Source organism: Streptomyces sp. NPDC038213 (assembly GCF_055600495.1).
Genome location: NZ_JBVJYM010000001.1, coordinates 33,942 through 55,321 on the forward strand (window position 1 = coordinate 33,942; position 21,380 = coordinate 55,321).

The 21,380-nt window shown below is 72.2% G+C and carries 15 protein-coding genes; 6 read left to right on the forward strand and 9 right to left on the reverse strand.

Annotated elements, in window-relative coordinates:
• Positions 1–73 precede the first annotated feature (73 nt).
• From ACZ7JZ_RS00175 to ACZ7JZ_RS00205, 7 genes are all read right to left on the reverse strand, one after another.
• Positions 74–1,114, reverse strand: coding sequence for an ABC transporter ATP-binding protein (locus tag ACZ7JZ_RS00175; protein WP_470931521.1), 1,041 nt, complete (start codon positions 1,112–1,114; stop codon positions 74–76).
• Entirely contained in the window at positions 1,107–2,159 is a 1,053-nt protein-coding gene (locus ACZ7JZ_RS00180; protein WP_470931523.1) for an ABC transporter ATP-binding protein, read from the reverse strand. The genes ACZ7JZ_RS00175 and ACZ7JZ_RS00180 overlap by 8 nt, the downstream gene beginning before the upstream one ends.
• Positions 2,160–2,170: 11 nt before the next feature.
• Positions 2,171–3,118 (reverse strand): ABC transporter permease, encoded by a 948-nt coding sequence (locus ACZ7JZ_RS00185; protein ID WP_470931525.1) that lies wholly within the window; start codon positions 3,116–3,118, stop codon positions 2,171–2,173.
• Positions 3,111–4,037, reverse strand: coding sequence for an ABC transporter permease (locus ACZ7JZ_RS00190; RefSeq protein ID WP_470931527.1), 927 nt, complete (start codon positions 4,035–4,037; stop codon positions 3,111–3,113). The genes ACZ7JZ_RS00185 and ACZ7JZ_RS00190 overlap by 8 nt, the downstream gene beginning before the upstream one ends.
• Before the next feature lie 94 nt (positions 4,038–4,131).
• The gene (locus ACZ7JZ_RS00195) at positions 4,132–5,763 is read right to left on the reverse strand and encodes a peptide ABC transporter substrate-binding protein (protein ID WP_470931529.1); all 1,632 of its coding nucleotides are present in this window, start codon (positions 5,761–5,763) and stop codon (positions 4,132–4,134) included.
• A gap of 424 nt (positions 5,764–6,187) precedes the next feature.
• On the reverse strand, positions 6,188–8,086 hold the full coding sequence (gene typA, locus ACZ7JZ_RS00200; protein ID WP_470931531.1) for a translational GTPase TypA: 1,899 nt from the start codon (positions 8,084–8,086) through the stop codon (positions 6,188–6,190).
• 451 nt (positions 8,087–8,537) lie between these two features.
• On the reverse strand, positions 8,538–10,916 hold the full coding sequence (locus tag ACZ7JZ_RS00205) for an ABC transporter substrate-binding protein (protein WP_470931533.1): 2,379 nt from the start codon (positions 10,914–10,916) through the stop codon (positions 8,538–8,540).
• Positions 10,917–11,260: 344 nt separating this feature from the next.
• Here ACZ7JZ_RS00205 and ACZ7JZ_RS00210 point away from each other — a divergent pair, with 344 nt between their 5' ends.
• The 4 genes from ACZ7JZ_RS00210 to ACZ7JZ_RS00225 all read left to right on the forward strand — a co-directional run bounded on the left by ACZ7JZ_RS00210 (position 11,261) and on the right by ACZ7JZ_RS00225 (position 15,074).
• Complete coding sequence (locus ACZ7JZ_RS00210; protein WP_470931535.1) at positions 11,261–11,491, forward strand: hypothetical protein; 231 nt, start codon at positions 11,261–11,263, stop codon at positions 11,489–11,491.
• A gap of 76 nt (positions 11,492–11,567) precedes the next feature.
• Positions 11,568–12,389 (forward strand): hypothetical protein, encoded by an 822-nt coding sequence (locus ACZ7JZ_RS00215; protein ID WP_470931537.1) that lies wholly within the window; start codon positions 11,568–11,570, stop codon positions 12,387–12,389.
• A gap of 1 nt (position 12,390) precedes the next feature.
• The gene (locus tag ACZ7JZ_RS00220) at positions 12,391–14,298 is read left to right on the forward strand and encodes a fumarate reductase/succinate dehydrogenase flavoprotein subunit (RefSeq protein WP_470931539.1); all 1,908 of its coding nucleotides are present in this window, start codon (positions 12,391–12,393) and stop codon (positions 14,296–14,298) included.
• Positions 14,295–15,074, forward strand: coding sequence for a succinate dehydrogenase/fumarate reductase iron-sulfur subunit (locus ACZ7JZ_RS00225; protein WP_470931541.1), 780 nt, complete (start codon positions 14,295–14,297; stop codon positions 15,072–15,074). Before ACZ7JZ_RS00220 ends, ACZ7JZ_RS00225 begins: the two co-directional genes overlap by 4 nt.
• Before the next feature lie 59 nt (positions 15,075–15,133).
• On the opposite strand, the gene ACZ7JZ_RS00230 is transcribed toward ACZ7JZ_RS00225, so the two are convergent.
• The gene (locus ACZ7JZ_RS00230; protein ID WP_470932397.1) at positions 15,134–15,373 is read right to left on the reverse strand and encodes a hypothetical protein; all 240 of its coding nucleotides are present in this window, start codon (positions 15,371–15,373) and stop codon (positions 15,134–15,136) included.
• Positions 15,374–15,597: 224 nt separating this feature from the next.
• Between ACZ7JZ_RS00230 and ACZ7JZ_RS00235 the strand changes: the two genes are divergently transcribed.
• Entirely contained in the window at positions 15,598–17,697 is a 2,100-nt protein-coding gene (locus tag ACZ7JZ_RS00235; protein WP_470932399.1) for a TPM domain-containing protein, read from the forward strand.
• Between the two features lie 50 nt (positions 17,698–17,747).
• Positions 17,748–18,467 carry a PspA/IM30 family protein gene (locus ACZ7JZ_RS00240; RefSeq protein WP_470931543.1) on the forward strand — a complete coding sequence of 240 codons (720 nt, stop codon included), beginning with the start codon at positions 17,748–17,750 and terminating at the stop codon, positions 18,465–18,467.
• A 199-nt stretch (positions 18,468–18,666) separates the two neighbouring features.
• Here the strand turns inward: ACZ7JZ_RS00240 and ACZ7JZ_RS00245 are convergent, their stop codons facing one another.
• A complete protein-coding gene (locus ACZ7JZ_RS00245; protein WP_470932401.1) occupies positions 18,667–21,282 on the reverse strand; it encodes a SpoIIE family protein phosphatase in 2,616 nt (871 codons plus the stop codon).
• Positions 21,283–21,380 lie beyond the last annotated feature (98 nt).

Consider the following 21,380-nt stretch of genomic DNA (forward strand, 5'->3'; position numbering starts at 1 on the left):
CAGGCGGGGGGCGAAAGCGCGAGGGCGCCCGGACCGCGGCTGCGGTCCGGGCGCCCTCGCGCTCATCCGGGGATCAGGCCGACAGGACGGCCCGCTCCTCGGCGAAGTGGCACGCGGACTCGTGCGCGGCCGGCGAGGCCGAGCCCTGGAACCGGGTCGGCACCGCGAGCAGCGGGACCTCGGTCGAGCACTTCTCCTCGGCCTTCCAGCAGCGGGTGCGGAAGCGGCAGCCCGACGGCGGGTTGGCCGGCGAGGGGACGTCGCCGGTGAGGATGATCCGGTCGCGGCCCTCGCGGGCCTCCGGGTCGGGGACCGGGACGGCCGACAGCAGCGCCTGGGTGTAGGGGTGCGTCGGGTGGTCGTAGATCTGCGCGTCCGTACCGATCTCGGCCATCTTGCCGAGGTACATGACGCCCACGCGGTCCGAGATGTGCCGGACGATCGACAGGTCGTGCGCGATGAAGATGTAGGACAGGTTGAACTCGTCCTGGAGCTTCTCCATCAGGTTGATGACCTGCGCCTGGACGGACACGTCCAGGGCGGAGACCGGCTCGTCGCAGATGATGATCTCGGGGTTGAGCGCGAGGCCGCGGGCGATGCCGATGCGCTGGCGCTGACCGCCGGAGAACTGGTGCGGGTAGCGGTTGATGTACTCCGGGTTCAGGCCCACCACGTCGAGGAGGTCCTGCACCTTGCGGCGCCGGTCGCCCTTCGGGGCCACCTCGGGGTGGATCTCGAAGGTCTCGCCGATGATGTCGCCCACCGTCATACGGGGGTTGAGCGAGGTGTACGGGTCCTGGAACACCATCTGGATGTTCCGGCGTACGGCCTTCAGCGCGCGCCCGGACAGCTTGGTGATGTCCTGGCCCTTGTAGAAGATCTCGCCCGCGGTGGCCCGCTCCAGGTTCATCAGGAGCTTGGCGACGGTGGACTTGCCGCAGCCGGACTCGCCCACGATGCCCAGGGTCTCGCCCTGGTACAGGTCGAAGGAGATGCCGTCGACGGCCTTGACCGCGCCGACCTGCTTCTTGAACAGGATGCCCTGGGTCAGCGGGAAGTGCTTGACCAGGTTGCGCACCTGGAGGATCGGCTCGCCCTTGTTCAGGTCAGCCATGGATCGTCTCCTTCCAGAAGTGGCACGCGCTGTTGCGGCCGGGCAGCTCGCGCCCGTCCAGCTCGGTGACCGCGTGGAGCGGGGGCACCTCGGTGCGGCAGATGTCCTGCGCGGCGGTGCAGCGCGGGTTGAAGGCGCAACCGCTCGGGATACGCAGGAGGTTGGGCGGCAGGCCCTTGATCGCGAAGAGCTCCTCGCCCTTGCGGTCGAGCCGCGGGATGGAGTCCAGCAGACCCTTGGTGTACGGGTGCGACGGGCGCTTGTAGATCTCGTGGACCGGGGCGGTCTCGACGATCCGGCCGGCGTACATGACAGCGATCTTGTCCGCGACGTCGGCGACGACGCCGAGGTCGTGGGTGATCAGGATCAGACCCATGTTCATCTCGCGCTGGAGCTCCGCGAGCAGGTCCATGACCTGGGCCTGGACGGTCACGTCGAGGGCCGTGGTGGGCTCGTCGGCGATGATCAGGTCCGGCTCGAGGGCCAGGGCCATGGCGATCATGATGCGCTGGCGCATACCGCCCGAGAACTGGTGCGGGTAGTCGCCGATGCGGGCCTTGGCGGCCGGGATCTTCACCCGGTCCATCAGCTCCACGGCCTTGGCCAGGGAGTCCTTCTTCGACATGCCCTGGTGGACCCGGAACATCTCGCCGAGCTGGTAGCCGACGGTCAGGACGGGGTTCAGCGAGGACAGCGCGTCCTGGAAGATCATCGCGATGTGGCGGCCGCGGATCTTCCGGCGCTCCGGCTCGGACATGGCCAGCATGTCCTGGCCCCGGAACAGGATCTGCCCCTGGGGGATCTTGCCGGGCGGCATGTCGAGGATGCCCATGATCGCCTGGGCGGTCACGGACTTGCCGGAGCCAGACTCGCCGAGGACGGCGAGGGTCTCGCCGGCGCTGACGCTGTAGTTGACTCCGTTGACCGCCTTGGCCACGCCCTCGCGGGTGTGGAACTCGACGTGCAGGTCACGGACTTCGAGCAGCGGACCGGTCTCGCCGCTGCGGGGGGCGGGGACGCCCGCGGTCTCTTCGATGATGGTCACGTACGCCTCCCTCAGCGCAGCTTGGGGTCGAGGGCGTCGCGGACCGCGTCGCCGAGCATGATGAACGCGAGGACGGTGACGCTGACGAATCCCGCCGGGAAGAGCAGCGGGTGCAGCGCCTCGCGGATCCGGCCCAGCGACTGGTTGATCATGACGCCCCAGGACATGGTCGGCTCCTGGATGCCGACGCCGAGGAAGCTCAGCGTGGCCTCGACGGAGATGATCACACCGAGCGACATGGTCACGAGGACGATCAGCGGGGTCATGGCGTTGGGCAGCACGTGGCGGAACATCATGCGCGTGGTGGAGGCGCCCAGCGAGCGGGCGGCCGTCACGTAGTCCGACTCCTTGGCCTGGATGACCGTGGAGCGCATGATGCGCGCCATGCTCATCCAGCCGAGCAGGGTCAGCGCGGTGAGCACGCCCCAGATGCCGCCGGTGCGCACGCCGTCGCCGTCACGGAAGCTGTTGAGGATGACGATGGCGCCGACGAGGAACGGAATACCCATGACGATGTCCGTGCCACGGGATATGACCGAGTCGATCCAGCCGCCGTAGAAGCCGGAGACCAGGCCGAGGATCAGGGCGATGGCCGCCGACCCGAGGGTGGCGAGCACACCGACGGTGATCGAGGTGCGGGTGCCGTGGATGGTGCGCGCGTACACGTCGCAGCCGCGGGCGTCGTATCCGAACCAGGCGTCGGCACTGGGTCCCTGCAGCGAGCGGGAGAGTTCGCACAGCTGCGGGTCGGCGCTCGTGAAGAGCGTCGGGAACGCGGCCATGGCGAGCAGCAGGGCGATGATGCCGGAGGCGATCAGGAACAGCGGCTGGCGCACCAGGTCCCGGAGCGCGTCCTGGAGGAGGCTGCGCGGCTTCGACGCCGAGGCGTCGGCTGCCTTGTCCACGACGGGCGCGGGCTGCCCCGGTTCGAGGACGGAGGTGTTGGTTGCGTCAGGCATAGCGAATCCTCGGGTCGAGCACGGCGTACAGGAGGTCCACGACGAGCGCCATCACCACGTACACGATGACCAGCAGGGTGACGAAGCCGACGAGCGCCGGACCGTCCTCGATCTGGATGGCCTTGAAGAGGTTGTAGCCGACACCGGGGATGTTGAAGATCCGCTCGGTGACGATCGCACCGCCCATGAGGGAGCCGAGGTCGGCTCCGAGGTAGGTGACCACGGGGATGAGCGAGTTGCGCAGCACGTGCACGCCGGTGATGCGCGCGGGCGAGAGGCCCTTGGCCTTGGCCGTGCGCACGTAGTCCATGCGCAGGTTCTCCGCGACCGAAGCGCGGGCGAGACGGGCGATGTACGCGAGCGACACCGATCCGAGCACGAGGCCCGGCAGCATGTAGCTCATGAAGCCCTCGTTGGTCCCGGAGACCGGGAAGACGCCGGCCTTGACGCCCAGGAAGATCTGGGCGGCCTGGCCGAGCACGAAGATCGGCACGGCGATGACGGTCAGCGTGGAGAGCAGCACCACGTTGTCCAGGAACTTGCCGCGCTTCATGCCTGCCATCACGCCGGCGGCCACGCCGATGACCATCTCGAAGACGAAGGCGATGCCCGCGATCTTCAGGGTCTCGGGCCAGGCGTCGGCGATCATTTCGCTGATGGGACGAGAGCCGCTGAGGCTGAGCCCGAAGTCGCCCTGCACCAGGCCGAGCAGGTAGTAGCCGTACCGGACGGGCAGCGATTCGTCCAAGTGGTACTGCGCGGTCAGCGCAGTTCTGACACTCTCCGGTACCGGACGCTCTCCGTACAGGTTCTGTACCGGGTCACCGCCCATGGCGGTGACGAGAGCGAAGACCAGAAAGGTGGTCCCGATGATGACCGGGAGCATCTGGAGCAGCCGTCTGGCGACGTAGCGGCCCATGGTTCCTCCTCGTGGGAACGACGGGGGGCGGCTTGTGAGCCGCCCCCCGCCGTCAAGCCCTGCTGTGGTTCTGCGACGACGACTTAGTCGTCGGTCAGGACTTCTCGACCTTGGTGAGCTCGACCTGGTTGAACAGGTTCAGCTCGACGTTCTTGACCTTGGTCGAGTGACCGAAGACGTTCTTGCCGAAGCGCAGCGGGATCACGGGGACGTCCTTCGCGAGGATGTCCTCGGCGATCTGCCACTTGCCCATGGCCTCAGCCTCGGTGCTCGCCTCGCGGCCCTCCTGGACCAGCTTGTCGAACTCCTTGTTGCTGTAGCCGTAGTAGTTGGAGGAACCACCGGTGGAGTACAGCGGGCCGAGGTAGTTCTCCATGGACGGGTAGTCCATGATCCAGCCCATGCGGAACATGCCGGAGAACTTCTTCTCCTCGACCTGCTTGAGCAGCTCGGCGAACTTCGGGACCGCGGTGCCGACGCACTCGATGCCGAGGTTCTTCTTCAGCTGGTCGCAGGTGGCGTTGATCCACTGCTCGTGACCGCCATCGGCGTTGTGGCCGATGTTGATCTTGTTGCCCTCGATGCCGCCGGCCTCGGTGAGGAGCTTCTTGGCGGCAACCGGGTCGAACTTGCAGGCCTCGCCGCAGGCGCCCTTGCGGTAGCCGCTCACGACCGGGGAGACGAAGGCGTCGGCCGAGGACTGCGAGCCCTGGAAGACGACCTTGATGATCTCGTCGCGGTTGATGGCCATGGAGATGGCCTTGCGCACGCGCGGGTCCGAGAACTTCTTGTCGTACGTCGGGAAGGCGACGAACTGGAAGGTGGACGCCGGCGAGGTCTTGAAGCGGTCGCCCAGCTCGGTGGGCGCGGTGCCCATGACCTCGGTCGGGATCTGGTCCACGACGTCGAGGTTGTTGGCCAGCAGGTCGTTGTACGCGGTGTTCTGGTCCTGGTAGATCCGGAACTCGACGCCGTCGACCTTCGGCTTGTCACCGAGCTTGTAGCCGGGGAACGCCTTGACCTTGATGGCCTTGTCGTGGTCCCACTTGCCGTCCATCTGGAACGGGCCCTGGCCGATGGGGGCTTCCTCGTACTTCTTGATGTCGGCGATCGCAGAGGCCGGCATCGGGTAGAAGACGGTGTAGCCGAGGACGGACTTGTAGCCCGCGAACGGAGCGGACAGCGTGACCTCGATGGTCTTGTCGTCCAGGGCCTTCAGGCCCTTCAGCTCCTTGGCCGTGGGCTCGGGGGCCTTCTTCGGGCCCTCCTCGCCGTCCGGGTCGGCCGGGTTCATGGCCTCGTAGCCGTCGATCGTGGCGAAGAAGTAGTTGCCGTCAGCGGCGTTGGGGCCGTAGGCGCCCCAGTTCCAGGCGGCGACGTAGTCCTTGGCGGTGACCTTGGTGTTGTCGTGCCAGGTCGCGTCCTTGAGCTTGATCGTCCAGACCTTGTTGTCCTTGGTCTCGATGGACTCCGCGGCCGCCAGCACCGGCTGGTTCTTCGCGTCGAACTCGACCAGCGGGGTGAACAGGCCGGAAAGGACCTGCGAACCGCCGGACTCGGTCGCCGACTGGGGGACCAGTCGCTTGGGCTCGGCGATGTTCAGGCTGAAGGTGCCCTTGCCGGCGCCCTCCGGCTTGCTCTCGTCCTTGCTGCCGCCACAGGCGGTAGCGGCCAGGGCGACGACGATCGCGCCCGACACCCACTTGGCGCTCTTGGCACCACGCATGGGTTTCCTCCTCATGAGTCCACTGTTCGACATGAGGGACGTGGACCGTTCGCCGACACCCCTGACGGCGAGTTGGACCGGTGTCCCGAGTGTGCTCGTGAGTCGGCGCTCCCCACAGCGCTTGACCCATTGACCCGAGCTCAATGGAGCCATCCTCGGGGACCGCCAGACCGTAAACCACACTTAAGTGGTCTCGTTTTCACAACATCAATCAGGGGCCGAAAACCGAAATCCGGACATATGGATCACAGACAGACACACCCGAAACGGACGGTTAGCGCACGTTCCGGAGCGTGACGCTCGATAGTCGGACAAGTGAATGCAACAATCCGTTTGACAAACGTGAACAGCCCGCCCCCGGTACGGATCCGTACCGGGGGCGGGCTGTGAGAAGAACAACGCGCGTGCTCGACGCGCGTGCAGCCTAGCGCTTGGCGCGCGAGGCGGTGCGCGAACGCTCCTTCTGGTCCAGGACGACCTTGCGGATGCGCACGGCCTCCGGGGTCACCTCGACGCACTCGTCGTCGCGGCAGAACTCCAGGGACTGCTCCAGCGAGAGCTTGCGCGGCGGGACGATCGCCTCGAAGGAGTCGGCGGAGGAGGAGCGCATGTTCGTGAGCTTCTTCTCCTTGGTGATGTTCACGTCCATGTCGTCGGAGCGCGAGTTCTCGCCGACGATCATGCCCTCGTACACCTCGGTGCCGGGGTCGGTGAACAGCACGCCGCGCTCCTGGAGGTTGGTCATCGCGAAGGCGGTGACCGCACCGGCGCGGTCGGCGACCAGGGAGCCGTTGTTGCGGGTCTGGAGCTGGCCGAACCACGGCTCGTGGCCCTCGTGGATCGAGTGCGCGATGCCGGTGCCGCGGGTCTGGGTCAGGAACTCCGTACGGAAGCCGATGAGGCCGCGGGACGGGACGACGAACTCCATGCGGACCCAGCCGGAGCCGTGGTTGGACATGTTGTCCATGCGGCCCTTGCGGACGCCCATGAGCTGCGTGACCGCGCCCATGTGCTCCTCGGGCACGTCGATGGTCATGCGCTCGACGGGCTCGTGGGTCTTGCCGTCGACCTCGCGGGTGACGACCTGGGGCTTGCCGATGGTCAGCTCGAAGCCCTCGCGGCGCATCTGCTCGACCAGGATGGCGAGCGCGAGCTCACCGCGGCCCTGGACCTCCCAGGCGTCCGGGCGCTCGGTCTCGAGCACGCGCAGGGAGACGTTGCCGATGAGCTCGCGGTCGAGGCGGTCCTTGACCTGGCGGGCGGTGACCTTGCGGTCCTTGACCGCGGCCTTGGCGTCGGCGCCCTTGCCGGTGCCGCCGCGGCCGACCAGCGGGGAGGTGTTGGTGCCGATGGTCATGGAGATGGCCGGCTCGTCCACCGTGATCAGCGGGAGGGCGATCGGGTTCTCCGGGTCGGCCAGGGTCTCGCCGATCATGATGTCGGGGATGCCGGCCACGGCGCAGATGTCACCGGGGCCCGCCACCTCGGCCGGCTTGCGGGTCAGGGCCTCGGTCATCATCAGCTCGGTGATGCGGACGTTGGAGACCGAGCCGTCGCGCTTGATCCACGCGACCGTCTGGCCCTTGCGCAGCTCGCCCTGCTCGACGCGGAGCAGCGCGATGCGGCCGAGGAAGTTGTCGGCGTCCAGGTTGGTGACGTGGGCCTGGAGCGGGGCGGACTCGTCGTACACCGGGGCCGGGACGTGCTCGAGGATCGCCGAGAAGAACGGCTCCAGGTTCTCGCTGTCGGCGGGGACGGTGCCGTCCTCCGGCTTGGTCAGCGAGGCGATGCCGTCACGGCCGCAGGCGTAGACGATCGGGAACTCGATCTGGTCCTCGTCGGCGTCCAGGTCGAGGAAGAGGTCGTACGTCTCGTTGACGACCTCGTCGATCCGGGAGTCCGGGCGGTCCGTCTTGTTGATGCAGAGGATGACCGGCTTGCGCTGCTGGAGGGCCTTGCGGAGCACGAAGCGGGTCTGCGGCAGCGGACCCTCGGACGCGTCCACGAGCAGGACGACCGCGTCGACCATCGACAGGCCGCGCTCGACCTCGCCACCGAAGTCGGCGTGGCCGGGGGTGTCGATGATGTTGATCGTGATGGGCGCCCCGCCGTCCTTGGGGTGGTACTTCACCGCCGTGTTCTTGGCGAGGATCGTGATGCCCTTCTCACGCTCCAGGTCGTTCGAGTCCATCATGCGGTCGTCGAGCTGCTGGTGGGCGGCGAAGGCACCGGCCTGCTTGAGCATGGCGTCGACGATGGTCGTCTTGCCGTGGTCGACGTGGGCGACGATGGCGACGTTACGAATATCGTGGCGCGTGGGCATACTTCGGCGCTTCTCCCGGATCGTGGATTGGCGTCGCGTACGGTCCGGCACGCGAGCCCGCCGGGCGGAAAACCTGCCACGGCCTTACCCCATCGTACGCGTGATGGCGGGAACCGCCTGCCGGGGGGCTGTCAAGAGGCCGGGCGACTGGAGTTTCACCGGGGTGTCGCCGGGTGTTCGCGGCCCGTTGCGCGCGGGTTCGCGGCCCGCGCCCGCCGGGGTCCGGGGAGGTCTCGGGGGGTACGGAGGCGCAGGTCCGGAGGGGTTCCGGGCGGGGGTGGCGCATCCGCCGGCGCGGAGGGGGAGCGGAGGGGCCCGGCGGCAGGAGGGGGCCGCGGACTCCGGGTCAATGGGTGGAACGAACCCTGCCCGCCGGGATCGCCGGCGGGCAAGGATTTTGAGCCACATCTGAGCTTGCCCGGGGAGCCTCCCCGGGGCCTTCACCCCGTCTTCACTGCTTCTGCCCGGCAGGTCCGGCAGACGGCTTCTTCCAGCCGATGTCCTGATAGCGGGGGGTGCCGAGGCCGAAGGCGCCCGCGTTGACCACACCCTTCTTCACCGCGACGATCTCGGGCCGCTGGTAGAGGGGGATGGAGCCGGCCGCCGCCCAGATCCGGGCGTCCGCCTTGCGCATGAGCTCCTTCGACTGCTCCGCGTCCAGCTCCCCGAGGGCCTGGTCGAACAGCTGGTCGATGTGGTCGGTGCCGACCCGGGTGTAGTTCTGCTCCACCAGCAGCGAGCCGTCCGCCGCCGGCTCCGGCTTCGCGAAGATCGGCCGGGCGTCGGTGGCGGGGAAGGCCGAGGCGGGCCAGGAGTACAGCGCCAGGTCGTACTGGCCCGAGGCGATGTGGTCCTTGAAGAAGCTGTCGTCCGCGACCTTGGTCAGCTCCGTGCCGACCCCGATCCGCTCCAGCATCTGCGCGATCCGCTCCCCCACCGCCCGCAGCGGCTCCGAGCCCGGCCCGGACGGCAGGACGAAGCGCAGGGTCAGCGCCTTGCCGTCCTTGGCCAGCCGGGCCCCGGAGGTACGGGACTGGGGGGCGGGCCCGGGGGCCTGGGAGGCCTGCGGGGCGGCGGCCCGCGGGGCCGCGGCCCCCTCGTCGGCCGACTTCTTGCCGTCGTCCAGCGCGCCCCCGTCCAGCGCGCCCCCGGCCAGCTGCGCCGCCTGGTCGCGCAGGGCGCCGCCCTGCGCGGCGGCCAGCGGGGCCGGGACCATCACGGCCGGGCCGCCCCGGCGCTCGGCGGCGGTGTCCGCGTCGACGACCTCGCCGTCGGCGGCGCCGGCCGCGTCCGCGTACCCGTAGGCCTCGCCGTACGGGCCGCCCGACCGGTCCCCGTTGGCGCCGTCCTCGTCGCCGACGATGTACAGCCCGTCGTTCCCGGTGCCGTCGCCGCGCCCGGAGCCGCCCGCCGGGGTCTTCGAATCGTCCCGGGCCGCGGTCTCGGAGCCCGCCCGGGCGTCCTTCGGGGCCGTGGCCAGCGGGGCGCCCCGGCGCCAGCCCGCGTCCGCGAGCAGCGCCTGCGCCGCCCGGGCGTCCTGGCCGCCGAGGGCCCCGCTGTTGTCCGCGTACACCCGCTGGCCCGCCAGGGCCAGGTGGCTGCCCACCGGAGCGGCCGGCAGGCCTAGCGGCTTCAGCACCACCTCGGCCAGGGCCTGCCGGTCCAGGGCCCGGGCCACGGCCCGCCGCACCCGCTCGTCGGCCAGCGGACCGGCGGCCCCGTTGAGCGCCAGCTGCGTGTACGCGGGCTCCAGGGACTTGCGGACCTCGTAGCCGCGCAGGGCGCTCTGCTCGCTCGCGTACCGGCGGGCCGCCTCCGCATTGCGCTTGCGCAGCGCCAGCTCCTGCGCCGCCTGCCCGGGGGCCGAGCCGTGGGCCACGGCCCAGGACCGCAGGGCCTTCGCCGCCGCGCTGCCCGCCGCCGCGCCGCGGGCCGCGGGCGGGCCGGCCGCCGGGCGGCGGGCCTCCCGGGCCGCCGCCGCGATCCGCTCGGCGCCCGCCCGGTCGGTCTCGGCGAGGTCCACGGTCCCGGCGGCGAGGGCGGCGGCGCGCCGCTCCCGCGGGACCGCGGCCAGCACCAGCGTGTCGAGCTTGGCGGGGGCGCCCCACCAGCGCGGGCTGCGGGTCAGGGCGACCGTGGCGTTCTTCTTGTCGGTCGCGCCGAGGGCGAAGGGCCCGGCGGTGACCTTCAGGGCGGTACGGGCCCCCTCGTTGAAGGCCTCGGGGGTGCCGGTGACCTGCTTGGGGTAGAGCGGGGTGAACAGCGACTGCCAGTCGGCGTACGGCTTCGCGAAGGTGACCTTGACCTCCAGGTCGTTCGCCCCGCGCTCGATCTTCTCGATCCGCTCGTAGCCGGCGTTGCGGGCCGTCCAGTACGCCGAGTCCCGGCCGTTCAGGGCCCGCCACTGGGCGACGAAGTCGGGGGCGCCGATCTCCCGGCCGTCGCTCCACACCGCCTGCTGGTTCAGCTTGTACAGCACCACCTGCTGCGGCTCGGTGTCGACGACCTCGGCCTTCTCCAGGTAGTCCGGGTTCGCGACCGGGCGGCCGCGCCGGTCCAGGGTGAACAGGGCCGGCAGCACGGCCCCCGCGATCCGGGAGGTGGTGGCGTCCGCGTCCGCCTGGAAGGCGTTCAGGGTCGGCGGGAGGGAGTCGACCGCCCAGCGGAGCACCCCGCCGTCGGCCACCCGCTCCCGGACCGTGGCCCGGACGTCCTGCGGCGCGGTCACGGGCCCGGCCGAGTCCTCCCCCGAGCCGCAGCCCGCGAGCAGCGGCAGCGCGAGGACTCCCGACGTGAGGAGCGCAAGGGACCTGCGCCTTCGCTGGGGCATGGGGGGCACCTCCGGGCGGGCCGTGCTTGATCACGGATGGCGGTATATGGAGCTGATCACACTGGTGACACCGCCCACTGAAACCGGCCCCCCGCCCCGCCCGCCGGACGTCGCACGCGCCACGCCGCCAAGCCCACCCGTGCGGACCAACCGCCCCCGGTACCGGAGGGACGCCCGGGGCGCTCCCTCACGAGGGGGACGGAAGGGGAGCCGGGAGGGGCGCACGGGACGCGTCTGCACGCCCGGAATCGGTGCACGTCCCTTCACAACCGGGGACGGGAGGCGCGACACTCTCAGGCGCACATGAGCGTTGCCACCGCAACTCGCGGAAGTGAGGGCAAGTCATGTCCCTGCAAGACGATCTGGACGCCGTACACCGCCGTCTCGACGCCCTGGCGCAGAAGGTCGAGCAGCTGGAGCGGGAGGCCGCCCGCCCGGCCCCGCGCCGCCCCGGCGCCCCGCAGCACCCCGGCCCCGCCGTGATGGTCCCCGTACCGGACACCCCGTACGACAGCACCCTGTGGACGGACTCCGACGACGAGGGGCTCGGCGCCCGCGGCCGCCGCGCCCCCTGACCAGCCCCCTGCCCCCGCCCCCTCCCCGCTGCGAACTTCCTGCGCACCCTTCGCCCACTCCTCACCGGAGTCCCACTTGGCCACAGGAACCGAACACCCCGCGCGGCGCACCGGCGTCCACGAGGCCTCCCGGGCCGCCATCGCGGCCCGGCACCTGCGCACGGACCGCTGGTGGCTGGCCCCCGCCGCCACCGCGGCCGGACTACTCGCCTTCGTCGTCTACTCCACCTGGCGGGCCTTCGCCAACGCCGACTACTACGCCGCCCCGTACGTCTCGCCCTTCTACTCCCCCTGCCTGGCGGAGAACTGCGTCCCGATGAAGGGAGGGCCCAACTGGGAGCTCCTCGGCAGCTGGTGGGGCCTGTCCCCCGCCCTGCTGATCCTGGTCTTCCCGCTCGGCTTCCGGCTGACCTGCTACTACTACCGCAAGGCCTACTACCGGGGCTTCTGGGCCTCGCCCCCCGCCTGCGCGGTCGCCGAACCGCACGCGAAGTACACCGGCGAGACCCGCTTCCCGCTGGTCTTCCAGAACATGCACCGCTATTTCTTCTACGCGGCGGTCCCGGTCGCGGCCATCCTCACGTACGACACCGTGCTCACCTTCCGCGATGCACAGTACGCCTGGGGGCACATGGGGCTCGGCAGCCTGGTCTTCCTCGCCAACACCGTGCTGATCTGGGCCTACACGCTGTCCTGCCACTCCTGCCGGCACATCATCGGCGGCCGCCTGAAGCACTTCTCCAAGCACCCCGTGCGCTACCGCCTCTGGGGCTGGGTGGGACGGCTCAACTCCCGCCACATGCAGCTGGCCTGGGCCTCCCTGGTCAGCGTGGCCGCCTGCGACTTCTACGTGTACCTGCTCGCGACCGGAACCTTCACCGACCCGAGGATCTTCTGACATGACCCAAGTCGACCGGCAGCAGTGGGACGTGGTCGTGGTCGGGGCCGGCGGGGCCGGGCTGCGGGCTGCGATCGAGGCCCGCGAGCGGGGCGCCCGTACGGCGGTGATCTGCAAGTCGCTGTTCGGCAAGGCCCACACGGTGATGGCGGAGGGCGGGATCGCCGCCTCGATGGGCAACGTCAACGGCGGCGACAACTGGCAGGTGCACTTCCGCGACACCATGCGCGGCGGGAAGTTCCTCAACCAGTGGCGGATGGCGGAACTGCACGCCAAGGAGGCCCCCGACCGGGTCTGGGAGCTGGAGACCTGGGGGGCGCTGTTCGACCGCACCCCCGACGGGCGGATCTCCCAGCGCAACTTCGGCGGGCACGAGTACCCGCGCCTCGCGCACGTGGGCGACCGCACCGGTCTGGAGCTGATCCGCACCCTCCAGCAGAAGATCACCGCGCTCCAGCAGGAGGACCTGAAGGAGCACGGGGACCACGAGGCCCGGCTGAAGGTCTTCCAGGAGTGCACGGTCACCCGGATCCTCCAGGACGGCGGCGGCCGGGTAGCGGGCGCCTTCTGCTACGAGCGGGAGTCCGGGCGCTTCTTCGTGCTGGAGGCCCCGGCGGTGGTGCTGGCCACCGGCGGGATCGGGAAGTCCTTCAAGACCACCTCCAACTCCTGGGAGTACACGGGCGACGGGCACGCGCTGGCACTGCTGGCCGGGGCCCCGCTGCTCAACATGGAGTTCGTGCAGTTCCACCCCACGGGCATGGTCTGGCCGCCCTCGGTGAAGGGGATCCTCGTCACCGAGTCGGTGCGCGGCGACGGCGGGGTGCTGCGCAACAGCGAGGGCCGGCGGTTCATGTTCGACTACGTCCCGGACGTCTTCAAGGAGAAGTACGCGGAGACGGAGGAGGAGGGCGACCGCTGGTACGAGGACCCGGACCGCAACCGGCGTCCCCCCGAGCTGCTGCCGCGCGACGAGGTGGCGCGGGCGATCAACTCCGAGGTGAAGGCCGGTCGGGGCTCCCCGCACGGCGGGGTGTTCCTCGACGTGTCCACGCGGATGCCGGCGGAGCGGATCCGGCGCCGGCTGCCGTCGATGTACCACCAGTTCAAGGAGCTGGCGGACGTGGACATCACGGCCGAGCCGATGGAGGTCGGGCCGACCTGCCACTACGTGATGGGCGGGGTGGCCGTGGACTCGGAGACGGCGGCCACGGTCGGGGTGCCGGGGCTGTTCGCGGCGGGCGAGGTGGCCGGCGGGATGCACGGCTCCAACCGGCTGGGCGGCAACTCCCTGTCCGACCTGCTGGTCTTCGGCCGCCGGGCGGGGCTGCACGCGGCGCAGCACGCGGCCGCCGCGGGCGGGGCGCGCCCGGCGGCGGCGCAGTCGGCGGTGGACGCGGCGGCCGCGGAGGCGCTGGCCCCCTTCCACGCGGCGGACGGGGCGGAGAACCCGTACACCCTGCACCAGGAGCTCCAGCAGACCATGAACGACCTGGTCGGAATCATCCGGCGGGCCGGGGAGATGGAGCAGGCCCTGGAGCGGCTGGCGGCACTGCGGGTGCGGGCGGCGCGGGCCGGGGTGGAGGGCCACCGGCAGTTCAACCCGGGCTGGCACCTGGCCCTCGACCTGCGGAACATGCTGCTGGTCAGCGAGTGCGTGGCGCGGGCCGCCCTGGAGCGGACGGAGAGCCGGGGCGGGCACACGCGGGAGGACTGCCCGTCGATGGAGCGGTCCTGGCGGCCGGTGAACCTGCTGTGCCGGCCGGTGCTGCCGGTCCCGGCGGACCCTGCGGCGGACCGGATCCGGCTGGAGCGCACCCGTACCGAGCCCGTACGGGCCGATCTGCTGGCCCTGTTCGAGAAGGAAGAGCTGGTCAAGTACCTCGCCGAAGAGGAGCTGTACGGATGAGCGGGTACGAGGCGGGGTTCCGGATCTGGCGCGGCGACACGGAGGGCGGAGAGCTGCGCGACTTCAGGGTGGAGGTGAACGAGGGCGAGGTGGTGCTCGACATCATCCACCGGCTCCAGGCCACCCAGGCCCCGGACCTCGCGGTCCGCTGGAACTGCAAGGCCGGCAAGTGCGGCTCGTGCAGCGCCGAGGTCAACGGCCGGCCGCGGCTGCTGTGCATGACGCGGATGTCGGTCTTCGACCGGTCGGAGACGGTGACGGTGACCCCGCTGCGGGCCTTCCCGGTGGTCCGGGACCTGGTGACCGACGTGTCCTTCAACTACGAGAAGGCGCTGGAGGTGCCGGCGTTCGTGCCGCCCGCGGGGGTGGGTCCGGGTGAGTACCGGATGCAGCAGGTGGACGTGGACCGCTCGCAGGAGTTCCGCAAGTGCATCGAGTGCTTCCTGTGCCAGGACACCTGCCATGTGGTGCGCGACCACGAGGAGAACAAGCCGGCGTTCGCGGGGCCGCGCTTCCTGATGCGGGTGGCCGAGCTGGACATGCACCCGCTGGACGCGGCGCAGGAGGCGGGCCTGGACCGCAAGCGGTCCGCGCAGGAGGACCACGGGCTGGGCTACTGCAACATCACGAAGTGCTGTACGGAGGTCTGCCCGGAGGGCATCAGGATCACGGACAACGCCCTGATCCCGCTGAAGGAGCGGGCGGTGGACCGGAAGTACGACCCGCTGGTCTGGCTGGGCTCGAAGATCAGGCGCCGGGGGGCCGGCGACCCGTAGGTCGTAGGCAGCCACCCCCGGCCGGGCCCGCGCGGGTCCGGCCGGGGGCGCGCCGGGTCTCAGCGGCCCGAGTGGTCGATGACGTTGCCGTTGGAGCAGTTGTTGGCGTGGTCGCCGACCCAGTCGCCCATGGCGGGGGCCACGGCCACCTCCTGGAGGCAGACGGCGGCCGCGGTGAAGTTCCAGTTGTTCGCGGCGTTGACGCCGCCGCCGAAGTTGGAGTCGTTGTCGGCGTGGGCCGGGGAGGCCAGGGCGAGGACGGCGGCGGCGAGGGCGGCGGCCGTGGCGATCTTCTTCATGCCGGGGAAACGATCCGCTCCGGCGCCGGTCACGGCGGTCACACCGGTCACGGCGGTCACGGCGGTCACACCGGTCTCCGGGCACCGGGCACCGGGCACCGGGCACCGGGTCACGGCGGCCCGCCGGCGCCCGCGGCAACTCCGGTCGCCCCCACCCGGCCCCCGCCCGAGGCGGCCGCCTCCGGTCGCGGGCCCCAGAACCGGGTCATACCCTCCGAAATGTGATGCCGCCGAAGAGCCGTACCCGGATCCGGACATCCGCGCGCGCCGCGCTGGCGCTCTCCGCCGCCCTCCTCGCGGCCGGGGGCGTCCAGGCCGCCCAGACCGCCCTGGCCCCGCCCGCGCGGGCCGACGACCCGGTCGCCCTGTCGAAGGACGGGCAGATCACCGACCGCGTCGACGCCCTGGGCGAGCGCCGGCCGCAGGTCGCGGCCGCCCTCGACAAGCTGTACGCCGACCGCAGGATCCAGCTGTACGTCGCCTACGTACGCGACTTCTCCGGCCGGTCCCCGCAGAGCTGGGCCGATGCCACCGCCACCCGCAACGGGCTCGGCCAGGACGACGTCCTGCTGGCCGTCGCCACCGGCGACCGCCAGTACGCCTACTCGGCCGCCTCCGACTCCGGTTTCACCGGGGAGCAGCTCGCGGCCGTGGCCCGCAACGCCGTCGAGCCCGCCCTGCGGCAGAACGACTGGGCCGGGGCGGCGATCGGCGCGGCCGCGGGCTACGACGCGGTGCTCGCCGGACGCACGGTGCCGGTGCCCGCGATCACCCCCGGCGAGGCGGACCCCGGGGGCCCGGCCGGTTCGGAGAGCGGCGCCGGGGACTACGTCCTGCCGGTGGTCGCGGTCGGTGCGGCGGGCGCGCTGGGCGCGTACGCGTACGCCCGCAGCCGCCGCAGGCGCTCCGGCGGCGGTACGGGCTCCCCGGCCGGCTGGGGCGGCGCCCCCGGCGCCCCGCCGCTGTCCGAGCTCGACGCGAAGGCGCGCACGCTGCTCGTCGGGACGGACGACGCGGTGCGCACCAGCACCGAGGAGCTCGGCTTCGCCACGGCGCAGTTCGGCGAGGAGGCCGCGAAGCCCTTCGCCGCGGCCCTCGCGCACGCGAAGGAGGAGCTGGCGCACGCCTTCCGGCTGCGCCAGCAGCTGGACGACGCGTACCCGGAGGACGATGCGGTGCGGCGCCGGATGCTGGAGGAGATCACGGCCCGCTGTACGGAGGCCAACCGGCGGCTGGACGCGGAGGCCGCGGACTTCGACCGGCTGCGGGCCCTGGAGAAGAACGCCCCGCAGGCCCTGGCGGTGGTGGAGGAGCAGTACCGCGAGCTGACCGGGCGCACCGGCACGGCCGCGGCCACCCTGACGGCGCTGGCCCGGCGGTACGCGGACTCGGCGGCCGCCCCCGTGGCCTCGAACGTGGAACAGGCCGAGGACCGGCTGCTGTTCGCCGCGACCGGCCTGGAAGGGGCCCGCGCGGCCCTGGACTCCGGGGACGCCGCCCGCGCCGCCGTGCAGGTGCGGGCCGCCGAGGGGGCCGTGGACCAGGCGGCGATCCTGGTCGCGGCGGTGGAGCGGCGAGCCCTGGAGCTGGCCGAGGCCGCCGGGAAGCTCGACGGCGCCCTCACCGAGACCGACACCGACCTCGCGGACGCCCGCGGTCTGCTGACCGGCACCCCCGAGGGGGTCTCCACCGCCGACCTCCGGGGCCGGATCGGCCGCGCGGAGTCCGTCCTGGCCGACGTACGGCAGGAGCTCGCGGCCGGCCGCCACGACCCCCTCGACGCCCTGCGCCGGGTCGAGGAGGCGGACGCCGCGCTGGACGAGGCCCTGCTCGGGGCCCGGGAGCGGGAGAGCGGCCGGCAGCGCGCCGCCGCCCTGCTCGACCAGGCCGCCCTGACCGCCCGCAGCGCGATCGGCGCGGCGGCCGACTACATCACGACCAGCCGCGGCGCGGTCGGCAGCCGGGCCCGCACCCGGCTCGCGGAGGCCCAGCGCCACCTGGAGCGCTCCGGCGCCCTCGCCGGCCAGGACCCGCAGGGCGCCCTCTCCGAGGCCCAGCAGGCGCACGCGCTGGCCCGCCAGGCCCAGGAGCTGGCCGAGCAGGACGTGGCCGGCTACCGCAACCCGTACGGCCCCGGCCGGCGCGGGGGCGGCGGCGGCATGGGCGGCGCGGTCCTCGGCGGCATCATCCTCGGCGAGCTCATGGGCCGCGGCGGGGGCGGTACCGGCGGCTTCGGTTCGGGCGGCAGCTTCGGCGGGGGATCCCCCGGCTCCTTCGGCGGCGGCGGCACCCGCGGCCGCATGAGCGGCGGCGGCCGCTTCTGACCCACCCTCCTCCCTCAGCCCCTCCCCATCCCTCCCTGGAGAACGCGCACATGAGCAAGCAGACCATCCTCGGCCGGGTCACCCAGCTCGCGAAGGCCAACATCAACGCCCTGCTGGACCAGGCGGAGGACCCGCAGAAGATGCTGGACCAGCTGATCCGGGACTACACGAACAACATCTCGGAGGCGGAGCAGGCGGTGGCCACCACCATCGGCAACCTCCGGATGCTCGAACAGGACCACCAGGAGGACGTGGACGCGGCGGCCGGGTGGGGTACGAAGGCCCTGGCCGCGAGCAGGCGCGCCGACGACCTGCGGGCCGCCGGCTCGGCGGCCGAGGCGGACACCTTCGACAACCTGGCCAAGGTCGCGCTGGGCCGCCAGCTCCAGTCGGAGAAGGAGGCGGCGACGGCGGAGCCGACCATCGCCGCGCAGACCGAGGTCGTGGCCGGCCTGAAGTCCGGCCTGGACTCGATGAGGGCGAAGCTCTCGGAACTCCAGTCCAAGCGCGACGAGCTGGTCGCCCGTGCGAAGACGGCGCAGGCGCAGAACACGATGCTGGACGCGGTGAAGAACATCGACGTCATGGACCCTACGAGCGAACTGCACCGCTTCGAGGACAAGGTCCGCCGCGAGGAGGCCCGAGCGATGGGCCGCACGGAACTGGCGGCCTCGTCCCTGGACGCCCAGTTCGAGTCCCTGGACGACCTGGACCGCACCACGGAGATCGAATCCCGCCTGGCCGCCCTGAAATCCAACCGGGCAGCCTGACCCGCCCACGGCCCGACCGGACCCATCCCTATCCGCCGGGCCGATCCCAGCCCGCCCGGGGCAACCCCAACCCGCCAAAGCCGATACCACCCCGGCCCAATCCAGCCCCGCCGGCGCTTGAGGCGCGGGGGTCCGGGGGCGGAGCCCCCGGGGGCCGGGGGTGCGAGCCCCGGAGGCCGGGGTGCAGGCCGCCCCCCCGTCAGCCGTACATGCTCAGCAGCTGCTCGGCGGACAGCTCCGCCCCCATCTCCGCCGCCCCCGCGGACGGCAACGGCAGCTCGAACCACACCGTCTTCCCCCGGTGCGTCCGCCGCGCCCCCCACCCCGCACTGAGCAGCTGCACCAGCTGCAGCCCCCGCCCGCCCTCGTCCGTGTCCCGGGCCCGCCGCCGCCGCGGCTGCACCAGCCCCGCGTCCCAGACCTCGCACACCAGCGTCCGGTCCAGCAGCAGCCGGAGTCTGATCTCCCCCTCCCCGTACCGCAGGGCGTTGGTGACCAGTTCGCTGACCAGCAGTTCGGTGGTGTCGACCAGCCCCTCCAGCCCCCAGGCGAGCAGCCGGGTCCGGGCCAGCTCCCGGGCCCGTCCCACCGACCGCGCCTCCCTCGGCAACTGCCAGTCGCCGACGGCGTCCGCCGGCAGCCCCTGGATCCGGGCCATCAGCAGGGCGATGTCGTCCTCGCCGTGCCGGGTCTCCAGGCTGTCGAGGACGTGGTCGCACACGTCCTCCAGCGACCGCGCCGGTGCGGCGAGCGCCGCGCGCAGCCCGCGCAGCCCCTCGTCGAGGGTGTACTCGCGGGATTCGACGAGCCCGTCGGTGTAGAGGCCGAGCAGGGCCCCCTCGGGCAGTTCGACCTCCACCTCCTCGAAGGGTTCGCCGCCCACGCCCAGCGGCATCCCGGGCGGCACTTCGAGCAGCAGGGCGCCGCTGCCGCCGGGTTCGGCGAGTACGGGCGGCATGTGGCCGGCGTTGGCGATGGTGCAGCGGCGGGTCACGGGGTCGTAGACGGCGTACACGCAGGTCGCGAGGTAGACCTCGGCCGCGTCGTGCTCGCCCGTACCGCCGCGGCCCGCCCCGCCCCGGCGGCCCGTACCGGCGCCCTCGCGCCCGCCGGTACGGGAGTTCCCGCCGCCGAGCCCGCGGGCCACCTCGTCCAGGGCGGTGAGCACCTCGGCGGGCTCCAGGTCGAGCAGCGCCAGGGTCCGTACGGCCGTCCGCAGCTCCCCCATGGCGACCGCGGCCCGCAGCCCGCGGCCCATGACGTCGCCGACGACGAGCGCCGTGCGGTGGCCGGGCAGCTCGATGACGTCGAACCAGTCCCCGCCGACCTCGGTGGCGGCGTTGCCGGGGAGGTAGCGGCAGGCGATGTCGAGTCCGGCGGCCTCGGGGTCGCCGGGGGGCAGCAGGCTGCGCTGGAGGATCAGGGCGCGCTCGTGCTCGCGCCGGTAGAGGCGGGCGTTGTCGATGGAGACGGCCGCGCGGGAGGCGAGTTCGACGGCCACGGCCCGGTCCCGCTCCCCGAACGGCTCGCTGCCCTTGGTCCGGGAGAACTGGGCGAGGCCGACCACGGTGTCGTGGGCGACCATCGGGACGAGCAGGGTGGACTGGACGAGGTCGTCGGGGCTGCCCGGGACCAGCCGCGGCCGGGCGGTGCGCAGGGCCAGGGCGGCGGGCGAGGTGGCGGGGTGGCGGTGGGTGTCGCCGACGGCCACCGGTCCGGCGCCGGCCGCCGGGCCGCCCGCGGCGCCGCCGCCCGCCCCGGAGAGCGGGGCGTCGGAGACGGCGCTGGCGAAGGCGACCCGGCGCATCTTGGCGGAGGGCAGCCGGGCGCTGCCGCCGCCGCCCGAGAGCCGGGCGGGCGCGCCGGGGCCGCGGACCGGCCGGTCGTCGTCGCCCTGGAGGAGCCCCTGGTAGAGGTCCACGGCGGCGAGGTCGCAGAAGCCGGGGACGGTGACGTCGAGGAGTTCGCGGGCGGTGGTCTCCAGGTCGAGGGAGCTGCCGATGCGGGCCCCGGCCTCGTTGAGGAGGGCCAGGTTGCGGCGGACCCCGGCGGCCTCGCGGGCGGCGAGGTGGCGGCGGGTGACGTCGGTGCCGATGCCGGCGACCCCGATGGGGCGGCCGGAGGCCCCGTGGACGCGGTAGAGGTTGATGGACCAGTGGCGGTGCTCGCGGCTGCCGGGGGCGGCCCCGCTGATCTGGAGGTCGGTGACGGCCTCGCCGGTGTCGAGGACCCGGCGCAGGGCGGCGGTCATGCGGTCGGCCTCGCGGCGCGGGAGGTAGTCGTGGACGGTGCGGCCGCGGTGGTCCTCGGCGGCGCCGCCGAAGACGGTGGCGAAGCGGCGGTTGGCGCGCTGCACGGTGAGGTCGGTGCCGAAGAGCAGGAAGCCGAAGGGAGATTGGCCGAATATGGCTTGGGAAGCGGCAAGGTCGGACTCGATGCTGCGCAGGGCCTGTACGTCGACGACGACGCAGAGCGCGGCCCGCTCGCCCTCCTCGGTCTCGGTGGGCATCACGTAGATCTCGGCCACGGCCTCGGGGCCGGGTGCGGCTCCGGGAGCGGAGGGCATCCGGAAGGGGATCAGGCCCGTCCACTCCTTGCCGTCGAGGATCTCGGCGACCTTGCGGTGCCCGCCCTCGCGCAGTTCCTCCGGCATGAAGGCCTCGACGGGGTCCCGTCCGACGACCAGGGCGGCGGCCAGGCCGAAGAGCTCCTCGGCGCGGCGGCTCCACTGGTCGACGAGCCCGTCGGGTCCGATGGAGAAGGAGGCGACCCGTATGTAGTCGTAGAGGGAGCCGGGCGGACTGCTGTGCCACAGGGCTTCGCGCCAGGGCGCCCCGGGGGCGCCGTCCGCCCGGGGCGCACCGGCCCCCGCGGGCCACCCGGGCCCGCCGGGCCGTACGGGCGCACCGGGCC